Raw genomic sequence first — 12190 nt, forward strand, 5'->3', positions numbered from 1 at the left:
TTGTGCAGGCCGACGAGGAATGCTGCGATCGTCGGCCACGCCTTGAGGACTCAGGCGCGATGGCGCCGGTAATAGGAGAAGGTGACGGCCGCGAGCAGCGGGCCCCAGAGCACCAGGGGCTGATAGCAGACTCCTACGATGTCGCGCCAGGGTCCCTGGAACGCCGGGTGGTGCTCATGGGACCACCACAACGCGAAGCCGCTCCAGATGGCCATGAGAGCCAGTGAGCCGAGCGCGGCGGGAATGACGGCCGCCAGCGGGTGAACACGTCGCCCTCCGATGAACGGTATCCAGCGTGGTACGACCTCGCCCCACGGCCGGACCAGTCCAAGGGTGAGCAGGGCCAGGGCCTCGGAGACCACGCTGAGGCCGATGACGGCGACACTGCCCCAGCCCGGGATCTGGAACGACCGGTGAAGTTCGGCATCGCTGTAGCCGACAGGCAGGCCGAACCCGAGAGCTATCCGCCACAGGCCCGAGGGCACGGCGGTGAGGGCGGCCGCGTGGGCGGCACGGACGGCCCATCGGGGAGCCGGGAGCGGAGTACTCCGGAAGGCGGCCTTGCGCTCGTGATCTCCGTCATGGCCAGCGCCGGGATCGGCCGGAGGGGCCGTCGTCGAACCAGAGACGTCACCGACGGAAGCCGACGTCCGCCGTCCGCGCCGGTCGGCGGTACGGCCACTGTATGTCCGGGTCCGACGCTGGTAGGACAGCGAACAGACGCCGAGGGAAAGGCCGATCGCGAAGAAGTTGACGAACCCGATGACGAACACCGTGGGAGACAGACCGGCCAGGTGCGCCGTGAACAGACCGCCGGTGGCCATGACGACAAGGCCAAGGCCCCCATAAGGCGTCAGCGTCGCTGCGACCGCCCAGCCGGGAGCCAGCAACAGCCACCGCGGGACCCGTCGGCCCCGGAGCCCCGGCACCCAGCGCGGGAAGACCTGACCCCACGGCCGGACGAGCGCGGCGAGCAAGGTGATGGCCAGCAGAATGCCGATCGCGGTGAAGTCGAGGCCGTGCCGCTCCATCCACACCAGGAAGCGGGGCGCCCCGTTCTTGGCGAACTCGTCGGCAAGGTCCATCCCGGCGGGCTTCCCCGCGGTGCCGCCCCAGGCCCAGTAGACCTTCATCGCGACATACGGGAGGGCTCCGACTGAGCCGGTGACCGCCGTCCACGCGGCTGCGCGTCCCGCGGCGACGATGGTGGCGTCGGTCCCCGCCAGCGCCCGCCCACGCCTTGGCGGAATCCGACGGTCACCGGAGTACAGCACGGTCATGGCCCAACCCTTCCGGAGGTATTAGAGAGATCGATCCAATTAATATAGAGGGTACTCTCCATTTGGCCGGGACTGGGACGCGGGACCCCTCCTACTTGGACGCCGGCAGGCGGCGACCCTATGCGGGCCCCGAGGACTTCGCCGGTGCGGTCGAGGCCGGTCGCCGGGGCGTGAGCCAGATGGTGACCGGTAACAGGGCACCCGTCGCAACCCCGGCTGCGGGGTATGCCGGTTTCGGGTCGAACACGGCCCGGTCTGACCGCTTCGTGCACCGCGCGTGGTGGCGAGTGATCCCATCACGGCGAAGCCGAGGACGGCTTGCCGGGAGGTGCCGACGGTTGCGGAGGCCAGGCTCGTGCGGGAGCGGAGCATGGCGGTCATCGCGATGTCGGTGAGCAGCGTGTTGGCCAGGCTCGCGCCGAGCAGCGGATAGACGGGTTCGGCGAACACCTGGTCGGCGTGGCCGTCGGCAGGACCAGCAATGCCGAGGCGCGGTCAAGGTGGTCGCGGCGGTCAGCAGGACGGGCCGCACCCGAGGTGGCGCCAGGCGCCCGGCGGCAATGCGGCCCAAGGCCAGCGCGGCGGGAGCGAGCAGCAGCCTCAGGCCGGCCTGCATCGGGGACAATCCGCGCACCTGCTGCAGTTGCAGAGAGTTGATGAACACGGTGCCGTTGAAGGCCAGGTGGTGCAACACCGTGAGCAGACTCGCGCCGGCGAAGGCCCGGTCCCGATACAGCGCCGGATCGATGAGCGGATAGTTCGATCCGCAATCCTCCGCACCGAAGCATCCGTATGTAGGAGCCAGCCTCAGCAGACGAATGACTAGGGCAGGGTCATGATCTCTGAAGCCGTTGCTCTGTCGATCATGGTGGGCGTCAGTTCGACTGGGATGACACGGTCGAATGATCGGCGGCGTGCGCGCACATGAAGACAGGGCCCCCGAGGCAGTGCGGAGTTGTTGATGCAAGGCCCGCCCCGGAGGCCCTGATGCCGCAGTCTTTCGTCTCGTTGCTGGCCGCGTCCAACTGGCCCCCTCTGTCGTGTGATTGTCTCGCCCACCGGTTCGGGAACGCGGCCGACCATTCGGACCGGCGGCCGGTGTACCCCACGGACATGCCGGACGCGGAGTGGGCGGTGGTGCGCGACGCGATGCCGGTTCCGGGCTGGCTGGAGGGGCGCGGCGGGCAGCCGGAGGGCTACTGCCACCGGCAGATGATCGACCAATGCCACGAAGTTATGGATTCGGTGATGGCGTCAAAGTGCCAGGGAGGGGGATCTTGTAGGTGCTCGGCGCGGTTGCGGATGAGTCGGCCGTTGCGGGCCCAGTAGCAGATCTGTGCGGTGAGGCTGCTCAGGGGGCGCCCCGCGGTGGGGAGTCCGAGATGGCGGGCGACGTCCCGGGTGTGCATGGCTTGGTTGGAGTTCGCGGCCAGGATCTGGCAGACCTGGCCCCAGCGTCCGGAGAGGGTCGGGCTCGAGTCCTGCGCGCTTGGCAGGGTTGGTGGGTGCACGGTGATCTCGATGGCGGTGATCCGGGTGCTGTCGCGTGGGCGTCCGTCGCGGTTCCAGATGGCGTAGCGGGAGGTCCCGCACTTGACGATGCGGGCGGACAGCCGCATCCGGCGCTCGGGAAGCAGTGCCTGCAAGACATGGGCGCCGATGTGTCCGACCAGGTCGGGGTGGCTGCCCGGGCCTGAGGCCGCGGTCGTCCCGGCGAGGCTGACGCCGCGGCGTTCTCGTGCGCGGAGGCCGCCAGGACGACGACCGCGATGACCAGGCCCAACGTGTCCACAGCCAGGCATCTCTTGCGGCCCGGCACCTTCTTCCCGGCATCCCGGCCCGTCGTGGCGGCCGGCACGCCGACGGAGGCATGGATACTCTGCGTGTCCAGAACGACGAGGCTCGGGTCGGCTAATCGCCGCTTCTTCTCCCGCAGTTGCCATCGCAGCAGATCATGAATGGTCTGGTCGGTGCCGTCGTCGCGCCACTTGTAGAAGTAGTACTTCACCGCACCGGCGGGCGGCAGGTCGTGGCGCAGCAGGTCCCACTGGCAGCCGCTGCGGTTCTGGTACAGGACCGCGTTCACGATCTCCCGCATCGCGTACTTGCCCTGGTGACCACTGACCGAGCGGTGCCCGGACTTCCACGCTGTGATCACGGGCTCGACCAGGGCCTACTGCTCGTCGGAGACGTCACTCGCGTACGGCTTGCGATCACTCATCCCACCACCCAGCGAACCACGAACGCTTGACCGGCAATGATGCCTCAACGTCACCCCATCGAGCGATGACAAGTCAGACATAAGGTCACGTACCGCACTCTCAGGAGTCGGACCCTGGATCTGGGACAGGACCCGCCGATCCTCCCGCCCCCACAGCATCCGCACCCGGCGTGCTCAAACTCGACCGCCGACCGCACCTATGCGGCAACTGATGTTCGTTGATGACGACGAACGTCCGAGAGGCACAGCAGCGACGAATGCAACGCGGCCGCTCCGCCTTCCTAGACAGAGCGACCTCCTGATCTGTGCAGCGATCCACCGTCTCGGGCTGCTCGTGTAGGCGAGTCCTTCACCCCGGCCCAACAACGGTCAACAGGCTTGCAGTTGGGGTGTCAGTGGCGCGTGATATCCCTGAAGGCACCACACTCTGCGGATCATGTGCGGAATATTTTGAGGCATAAAAGCGTTTATCCTTACTGGAATTGAGACTTGCCAGGGATGGGGGTGGACCGTGAGTGATCAGAAGGAGTTGCTGGCGGATCCCGCCATGCTCGCCTTGGCGCGCGACTCTCGGGGGTGGACCCAGTCCGAGCTTGCCGAGCGGATGTCGCACGTGGAGGGCAACCGCATCTCACAGGGGTACGTAAGCCGGGCCGAAGCCGGACGCATCCCGGTCCGGGCCGATCGGGTGCTCCTGTTCGCCGCCGCGCTTCGCTTCACCCCCGAGATGCTGTGCCAGGCCGCTGATACGGCCGGGGTGGGCATCGGGCTGATGCACCACCGGAAGCGGGCCTCGCTGGGTGCCCCTGCGCTGCGCCGGATCCATGCGACGCTGGCGCTCACCCGCCTCCAGGTCGAAGCGGTGACGCAGGCGGCAGCCCTCCGTCGCCCCCACCGGTTCAGGCCCATTGCGGTCAACGATTTCGACACTCCCGCGGACGCCGCGGAGACGGTACGCGAAGAGTGGAACGTTCCCTCCGGCCCCATCGACGACCTGGTCGCGCTGCTCGAAGACGCCGGCGCCCTGGTCGTCGTCCGCGATCTGGGCACCACCGACCTCGACGCCGTCAGCCAGTGGCCGCACGACCGGACGCCGCTGGTACTCCTCAACTCCACTGCGTCTGGAGACCGTTCACGCTTCAGCCTCGCTCACGAGCTGGGCCATCTGATCATGCACCGCGAACCGGGCGAGGGACGCACACAGGAGACCCAAGCCGACCGGTTCGCCGCCGAGTTCCTCATGCCGCACAAGGTGATCCTGAGCGAGCTCAAGCCCGGTATCGACATCGCCCGCCTCATCGACCTCAAAGCCCGCTGGGGGGTCTCCATGGCCGCTCTCATCCGGCGGGCCGTGGACCTGGGCGTGATCAGCGAATGGCAATACCGCACGCTCATGGTCGAGTTGTCCGCACTCGGCTACCGCACCAACGAACCAATCGCCATCCGGCGCGAGACCCCGCGCCATATCGCTCAGGCCGTCACCCGGCTTGAGGAACAGCACCACCTCAGTGCGACCGAGACCGCTCACCTGGCGGGCCTGGGCCGTGAGGAGTTCCACGAGATCTACTTGTGCGCTTCTTCTCCGTCCGGACACAAGGACGTGCCGGACCCTTCTGCGAGGTGATTCATGAGCAACGCCCCCGGTCCCAGGCGGCGACCGCCCGCCGTGAAGACGCTCGACCACACCGTGGCCGCGGTGCCGCTCCTACAGGGACGCGTACTGCTCCACGAACACGCCCAGTACACTCCCCGACCTCGCCGGGCCCTCAATGACGGCCTGAGCGGCGTGGTCATGACCGGCGCCAACGCCGACGCACGCGCCTTCCAGCTCCGCGCCGACGTCGGCTACCAGGGCACGCTGCTGATCGACAGCGCCGTGTACACCACCTACACGGCAACGGCGGAGGAGCCGTTCATGGTTCCCCCCGACGAACTGTTCGGCGCCGTGGACGACTCCTTGGACTTCCAGAAGGCTCGGGGAGCAAGCGCAGCACTGACACCCACCGGCTACATACCGCCGGCGAACTCCCGTGCCCTCAAGGCAGTACTGCGGGAAGCCAGCCAGATCGAGCGAGCGGACACCCTGGTCTCCTTGCCGATTGATGTCACCTGGCTGAACCGGGAGAACATCGGGCAGCTGATCGCGGTCTGCGCCAAGATCCACCACCCCAAGGCCATCATCCTCTTTCGCCAGTTCGACCCGCTGGAACAAGCGAAGGACATTCCGGCCAACCTGCGGCGGCTGTTCACCGAGGTCGAGCACATGGTGCTGCTACGCACAGACCTCGCAGCTCTCGACGTGATGGCGCACGGCGCCCTCTGCGCAGGGATCGGCGTTCAGAGTTCGCTCCGTCACGCGATACCGCCCGACGAGAAGGCCCGGACAGGCAAGCGCGGTGGCGGGCCCACGTTCCCGCACGTGCTGATGCCGCAGTTGATGTGCTTCAAGGGCGCCGAGTCGCTGTCCACCCTCTACGCCAACGCAGATCCAGCAGCCTGCGCCTGCGAGGAGTGCAACGGGCGCAGCCTCGACCGCTTCTTCCTGTCCGACGGAGAAACGCGGCGTGAGGCTGACAGCCACAACATTTTCACCTGGAGTGAATGGGTCAGCGATATGGCCGGCTACCGGGCGGGCACCGAGCGCAAGACGTGGTGGCGCAACAAATGCGCCGCAGCTGTCGACCGCTACGCCCTGGAAAACCAGCGCATCGGGCAGGGAGCTGCCCCCAGGTCCGGATTCCAAGTACCCGCGCCGCTCAAGGCATGGGCGACGCTGCCCGTCATGCCATAGCCGAACGCGAGACCTCAGGCCAGCTGGCGGTGGACGTCTTCCAGGAACTTCCAGCCGGCAACCGTATGGCGCCTGCGCACGAAGGGACTTGGCGGCACAACAACCTCGACCGCAGCCCCCTGAACGTGCAGCAATCCAATGCCGTAGAAGTCAGCGCGCATCACCGCCTCGTCCTTGCGCCGCAACACACCATCGATCAATACGGAACGAGCTGTGAACGGTGTGAACCGCTCGGCCTGCTCCATCGCCGACTCCCAGCGGCGTCCGGGCACCAACACCATGTCGACGTAGACCGGCTGGGTGGCCAGACGGGTAATCAATCCATCGCGTCGGACCACCGCCCCCTTCGGGAGGCACTTCAATGCCCGGCGCTCCCTGTCGCTCAGTGATCCGGCAGGAACAGGCTCGCCGAGTGGCAACGCCATCAAGAGGTTCAGGGCATCCGGTCGCGTCAGCGGAGCCATCCCCTCCGCTGCCCGTCGCTCCCGCTCTCGCGACTCGAAGCGGTAGGCCGCGACGGCCTTCACCCCAAAGGCTTCAACAACCGCCAGGCTCGCTTCGCGGGGTACAAGATCGCCAGGAGCCAGCGCTCCCGCAACCACACCCAGGGGCTCTCGTGCCGCGATTGCCATCGACCAACCCGCTCTCGTCCTGCACCGACGCTCTCCCCAGCAGGGCTGTACGCACTCATCCTTACCGCTTGCCCCGCGCCACCGGAAGCAGCCTCAACAACAAAACCAACCGCCCTCGACCGGCCCCAGACACAGGAACGCGTCCAAACGAACGGCAAGGCCAGTACGGACACCCGTGCGATCATCAGCCGCCTCCCGGATAGCTCCGCATCGGCCATCCGCCACCCTCTCGCTGCGCAATCTGCATCCACAACAGGTCGCGTACGGGCAACTCCGACCTTAGCCATCCCGCGCCACGATGCCCACAGTTGTTCGAATTCTTGCACCGCCCCGACCTACCGAGAGCATCTACTCCCAAACCGCAGCCGACCAGCGCCGCGCCATCAGCCCGGGAAGACAGAACCCCCGCCGAACTAGCCGACGGGGGCAACGTCTGTCACGCCCGAGTCACCAACAGCATTGACGGGCCTGGACGACAAGATCCGAACTCGCTCAAACGCTCCCGATCTGGACCACGTGGACGCCAGAAGACGGTTTCGCCCACCTGTGCCATGTCGTCCCAAGGGACGGGCCCACGACCAGGACCGGGGCGTCTTCTGGCCCGTCACAGCGGTATTGCAGGGTATTCGCAGTCGTCTCGCTCACCCGCCCGACCCTCTCATCCGTCACTTGCAGAGCTACCGCCAGGGCTAGAAAGTCTGGGGGCGCGAGCATGGACGCCATGTGGTCCGCGTCCACCATCAAGGTCATCGGGTCCGGCATTGACGACCCCGACTTCGCCGACAAGCTCTCCCGGCTGATCGGCGACCACGACGTCGAGACGACCTCCACTTCGCACTCCGAGTCCGGCAAGTCCACGTCGGTGTCGATGCGGCAGGAACGCATCCTGGCCGCCGACGCCATCCGGGCCCTGCCCAAGGGCACCGCGCTCGCATCGCCACCGGCATGCGCGCGGCCATGCTCGACCTGCGCCCCTTCCGACGCCTCCGCCCGCGCCTCCAAGGGCATCACCGCCCGCGCCATCGCCAAGGCCGCCCCACAGCAGAGCGACTTCGGCTCTGCCATCGCGCAGGCCGCCACCCGAAGCCGCTGAACCCTCACAGGAGCCGTCCCATCCCCACGCCCCCACTCGACCTGAACGAACAAGTCCGCCAACTGCGGCAGTTGGCGCGCGACTTCGAAGCCCTCAAGGCGCGCGTGCGCGACGTTTCCTACACGCCCGGCACGGACGCACTGCGCCACATCAGCCCGCTCCTCCTGCAGGCGCAGGACCTCACGGCCACCGCCCTGGTGCGCCTGACCACACTCGACAACAGCACGTACACCCACATCCCGGGCAGCCGGGCCAGCCTGGAGCTGCTGGCCTCGGTCGTTTCCTCGTCGTCGCTCGCCGGCACCGACCTGGCCCACGTGGTGCTCGCCAACCCGTACGAGGGCGCGCAGTTCGCCGGCTACCCGGCCGACGACGAGGCGGTGCGCACCGCCCGCCATGCAGAGGCCGTTCCGAAGATGAACGGGCACCTCGACGATGCCGCCCACCAGCTCGACCTGTGCGCGACTGGCTGTCACTATCTCGCCCACGGCATCACCGAGGACCTGGCCGCCGAGCGGCAGTACAAGCCGGAGGCCGTACGGCAGACAACCGGCCCCGCACTGGCCCCTGCCCAGTACGACGCCCTCACCGCCCTGAACGGCGGAGGCCAGCTGTATGAGAGCGCAGCTCGCGGGCCGGGCGTGACCCGGGTCGCCACCGACGACGGCACCCGCGCCCCCATCGCCACCTACCGAGCCCTGGCCAGACGCGAACTCGTCACCCGCGACACCAGCACCTCCCCGGCCGTCGGGCAGAAGATCACCGTCACCGAGCAGGGGCAGCAGGCCCTGGCCCGGCCGCGCCGACGACCGCCGCCGCCCGCTCATGTGCAGGAAGGCCCCGCAGGTGCTCGGCCGCAGCGTCCAGGTAGCGGGTCGTCCACAGGACGGTGGCCTTGAGGACCTTCACTGAAGATCCGACTGGACCTCGGTCAGTCGATGCCCTCGACGATGCGGAAGTCGCGCTCGACGCCGTCGGAGAGCGCGACCAGCGCCTCCTGGTAGGCCGCACTCTCGCGCGCCGCGACGGCCTGCTCGAAGCTGTCGAACTCGATCAGGATGGTGCGCTCGGCTATTCCGGCGTCATGCACCACGACCCGACCGCCACGGGAGAGGACCCGGCCGCCCCCGGCCCGGACGGCCGGACCGGCCAGCTTGTCGTAAGCAGCCAGCTTCTCGGGGTCTGAAATGGTGCGGTAGACGCTGACCCAGTAGCCCTTGGGCATGGAACCTCCAGTGTTGGGATGAGTGCATCCGACTTACGGGTTGGTCTCGGACGAGCGTCGGCGGGCGAGAGCGAGGCTTGCCAGCGTCGTGATCGCCATGGCGCCGATGCCGACCAGCGCCGCGGTGGTGTAGGCGCTGTCGTCGGGGAAAAGGTGGCCGGGGCCGGTGCCCGCGGCGAGGATCAGGCCGCCGATGGCGCTGCCCAGGGAGTACCCGACGCTGCGGACGACGTAGTTGAAGCTCATGGCGCTCGACGTCTCGCTCTTGGGGGTGACGGCCAGGATGACGCCGGGCATCGCGGCCGAGAAGCCGCCGACGCCGAAGCCGAGTACGCCCATCGCCACGAACAGTTCGGCCAGGTCCGACCGGGCCGCCACGAACAGGGCGAACCCGCCGCCGACCACGACGGCGCTGCCGGCCAGGAGCAGGGGGTCGGCGATCCGCGTCCGGACCCGCGGCGTGAGCTTGCCGGCGACGAACCCCAGCACCGAGAACGGGATGAGGACCAGCCCGGCGACGAAGGTCGTCAGCCCGAAGCCGTAGCCGGCGCCGTGCGGCGTCTGCGCGTACCGGGTGATGAGCGTGAGCAGGAGGTACATGCCGATACCGCCGACGAACATGGCGAGGTTCGCCCCGGCGACCGCCAGGTGCCGCACCGCCCGCACATCGACCAGGGGTGTCGTGCTGCGCAGCTCGATGACGGCCCAGACGCAGAGCAGCACCACATCGACGACGGCGAGGCCCGCCGCCACGGCGAGGTGCCGGCTCCACAGCTTCCGTTCACCGGCGAGGAACAGCACCAGGAGCAGCGCAGCGGCCAGGACGACCGCGCCTGCCACGTCCACGCGGGCGGAGCGGCCTTCGGGGGCTTCGGGCATGGAGCGCCACGCGGTCAGGAGGGCGGCGGCGGTGACGGCCAGGCCGAGGCCGTAGGCGGCCCGTACCCCGCCGAGCTCGGCGAGCAGTGAGGCCAGCGGGTAGCCGACGCCGACCCCGATGATCGAGACCACCGAGATCAGGGCGATCACGGCCGCGCTGCGCTCCTCGGGGAGGTGGTCCCGGGCCACGCCCATCATCAGCGCCGTCAGCCCGAGCCCGACGCCCTGGGCCGCCCTGCCGGCCAGCAGCCACACGAACGGCAGCGGCAGCACGGTGAGCGCGCTGCCTGCGACGACGACCGCCAGCGTGGCGAGGATCGTGGCCCGCCGGTACGGGCTGGCTCCGAGCCGGCCCAGGACCGGCGTGGCGACGGCGCCGCTGAGCAGCGCGACGGTCAGCGTCCACTGCGCGCTGCCGAGCGAGACGTGGAACGTAGTCGCCACGCTGGTGATGAGCGGCGCCCCGAGGCTGGCGACCGCCGCCACGACCAGAGCGATGAACATCAGGGCGGGGACCAGCAGCCGCGCCTCGGAACGCGCCACCGGGAACGCCTTCACCGCGATCCCGCCGGTCACTGCTTCGGCCCTTCGCGGTCCTGGCTTTCGAGCTCTGCCAGATGCTTCAGCGCCGGAAGGGCCGCCACCAGCGCCTCGACCTCGTCGCCGGTGAGCTCGCCGATCAACCGCTCGAACGCGTGGACACCCGCCTGGCGCCGCGTCCGGACGTAGGAGGCGCCGGCCTCGGTCAGGCACACCAGCGTGACCCGCTTGTCGGACGCGTCGCCCCGCCGCTCGACCAGGCCGGACTCCTCCATCACCCGGACCAGGGCGGTCATCGCGGGCTGGGTGACGCCCTCGACCGCGGCCAGATCGGTGATGCGCCGCGGGCCGGTCCGGTCCAGGGTGGCCAGGGTGGCGGCGGACGTCAGGCTCATGTCCCGGGGCAGGCGTCTCGCGGCCCTGGTGGCCAGGCCGTAGAGGGCTGCCCCGATGGCGGCGGACGCGCCAGGCGCGGTGTCTTGACGACTCACGCTCGAAGCATAGCATTTTTATATTCATAGTCTATGGAAATGTTCGACGGTCGAGGCAGCCTCGACCGCTGGGAGCCGGTGACGTCTCAGTGCCCAAACTGCTCGCCGCCCTCGCCCCGTTCCTCACCGATGACGTAGACGACGCCGTCCTCTCTCCGAAGGAGACGGCCGTTTTCAACGACCTGCGCATCGCCTGCGGGTACGGCGACACCGATGAGGCCAACCGACTTCGCACCCAGGCCCGTTCCCTCACCCGCGAGCTCGTGCAGGCCCAGCCACGTCGGCTCACCACCACCGAGGCCGGATGGGCACTGTTCGACGCGCTGCGCGTCTACGCGGCGGGCACGGTCACCGAGGACTCCCGAGACGCGTGAACTGCGACTCGCGCGTCATTCCTCGGCACCGTCGTCTTCGCCGAGGTGGACGGTCGATGGATCGCGCAGGGGCCGTAGCCCTTCGCGCGGCGGGCGAGCGGCGAAACCGTAGCGGCCCAGGCAGTTGACCTTGTTGCGGGCCAGGTCCTCCAGCGGCCCGTAGTCGCCGGTCTCCACGCCGGGCATCTCCGCCCGCCAGAACCGTTGGTCGCCCAGGTCCTTGGAGCGCGGCGAGAAGTTGTAGCCCAGCATCGCGAACAGGCCGAACACCATGTCGGAACATGAAGGCGGGGCCTTCTGCCCAGCCCGTGATTATCCGATTCTCAACGGGCCGATCGGGGGTTCGCCGACTGGCCGAAAAAACAACGGAGTAGGCCCTCGCCGTGAACGCCGCCGACTCCAAGAGGCGACGTGCCCCTGTTCGGAGGCCGCTTCCCACGCTGTCGGAGATCGTTGCCCGCGGTACGCGGCGCGTGACGTCGTCGAGATGCGCCGTCATGAGACGAACTCGGCGACGTCGCACGGGAGTTTCGTCGGCGCCCTGGGGCAGTGACGAAGAGCCTGGATGCCGCACGCTCGTGACGCGGCCACACGGGTGGTTCTGTGCGGAGCGCTTACGCCCGCGTCCGGCTTCTTGATGCCTTGGCCGTACAGGGAACTTGGG

The 12190-nt window shown here is 68.5% G+C and carries 10 protein-coding genes and 3 pseudogenes; 5 read left to right on the forward strand and 8 right to left on the reverse strand.

Annotation, left to right across the window (positions count from 1 at the left end; translation table 11 throughout):
• Nucleotides 1-50: 50 nt before the first annotated feature.
• The 3 genes and pseudogenes from ACSHXC_RS07745 to ACSHXC_RS07755 all read right to left on the reverse strand — a co-directional run.
• A complete protein-coding gene (locus ACSHXC_RS07745; RefSeq protein ID WP_438290853.1) occupies nt 51-1280 on the reverse strand; it encodes a hypothetical protein in 1230 nt (409 codons plus the stop codon).
• Nucleotides 1281-2476: 1196 nt separating this feature from the next.
• Nucleotides 2477-2926: a hypothetical protein gene (locus ACSHXC_RS07750; protein ID WP_438290854.1), complete on the reverse strand. Its 450-nt coding sequence runs from the start codon at nt 2924-2926 to the stop codon at nt 2477-2479.
• 80 nt (nt 2927-3006) lie between these two features.
• Nucleotides 3007-3450 (reverse strand): annotated as a pseudogene (locus tag ACSHXC_RS07755) (transposase); the annotation flags it as partial.
• 562 nt (nt 3451-4012) lie between these two features.
• Here ACSHXC_RS07755 and ACSHXC_RS07760 point away from each other — a divergent pair.
• Both ACSHXC_RS07760 and ACSHXC_RS07765 read left to right on the forward strand, forming a co-directional pair.
• Complete coding sequence (locus ACSHXC_RS07760) at nt 4013-5125, forward strand: helix-turn-helix domain-containing protein (RefSeq protein WP_438290627.1); 1113 nt, start codon at nt 4013-4015, stop codon at nt 5123-5125.
• A 3-nt stretch (nt 5126-5128) separates the two neighbouring features.
• Nucleotides 5129-6292, forward strand: a complete 1164-nt coding sequence (locus tag ACSHXC_RS07765; RefSeq protein WP_438290628.1) for a hypothetical protein — start codon at nt 5129-5131, stop codon at nt 6290-6292.
• Between the two features lie 14 nt (nt 6293-6306).
• On the opposite strand, the gene ACSHXC_RS07770 is transcribed toward ACSHXC_RS07765, so the two are convergent.
• Entirely contained in the window at nt 6307-6924 is a 618-nt protein-coding gene (locus ACSHXC_RS07770) for a hypothetical protein (protein WP_438290629.1), read from the reverse strand.
• 669 nt (nt 6925-7593) lie between these two features.
• On the opposite strand from ACSHXC_RS07770, the pseudogene ACSHXC_RS07775 reads away from it, so the two are divergent.
• Both ACSHXC_RS07775 and ACSHXC_RS07780 read left to right on the forward strand, forming a co-directional pair.
• Nucleotides 7594-8017 (forward strand): annotated as a pseudogene (locus ACSHXC_RS07775) (TraM recognition domain-containing protein); the annotation flags it as partial.
• A gap of 71 nt (nt 8018-8088) precedes the next feature.
• Entirely contained in the window at nt 8089-8916 is an 828-nt protein-coding gene (locus tag ACSHXC_RS07780; protein ID WP_438290855.1) for a hypothetical protein, read from the forward strand.
• Between the two features lie 32 nt (nt 8917-8948).
• Here the strand turns inward: ACSHXC_RS07780 and ACSHXC_RS07785 are convergent, their stop codons facing one another.
• The 3 genes from ACSHXC_RS07785 to ACSHXC_RS07795 form a co-directional block, all read right to left on the reverse strand.
• Nucleotides 8949-9242, reverse strand: coding sequence for a DUF1330 domain-containing protein (locus tag ACSHXC_RS07785; RefSeq protein WP_438290856.1), 294 nt, complete (start codon nt 9240-9242; stop codon nt 8949-8951).
• Nucleotides 9243-9275: 33 nt separating this feature from the next.
• Nucleotides 9276-10625: an MFS transporter gene (locus ACSHXC_RS07790; protein WP_438296477.1), complete on the reverse strand. Its 1350-nt coding sequence runs from the start codon at nt 10623-10625 to the stop codon at nt 9276-9278.
• 68 nt (nt 10626-10693) lie between these two features.
• Nucleotides 10694-11056, reverse strand: a complete 363-nt coding sequence (locus tag ACSHXC_RS07795; protein WP_014173936.1) for a MarR family winged helix-turn-helix transcriptional regulator — start codon at nt 11054-11056, stop codon at nt 10694-10696.
• A gap of 185 nt (nt 11057-11241) precedes the next feature.
• Between ACSHXC_RS07795 and ACSHXC_RS07800 the strand changes: the two genes are divergently transcribed.
• Complete coding sequence (locus ACSHXC_RS07800; RefSeq protein ID WP_438290857.1) at nt 11242-11526, forward strand: hypothetical protein; 285 nt, start codon at nt 11242-11244, stop codon at nt 11524-11526.
• 123 nt (nt 11527-11649) lie between these two features.
• On the opposite strand, the pseudogene ACSHXC_RS07805 reads toward ACSHXC_RS07800, so the two are convergent.
• Nucleotides 11650-11811: pseudogene (locus tag ACSHXC_RS07805) on the reverse strand (Tn3 family transposase); the annotation flags it as partial.
• Nucleotides 11812-12190 lie beyond the last annotated feature (379 nt).

The sequence above is a fragment of the Streptomyces sp. HUAS TT7 genome (assembly GCF_051550175.1).
Lineage (GTDB): Bacteria > Actinomycetota > Actinomycetes > Streptomycetales > Streptomycetaceae > Streptomyces.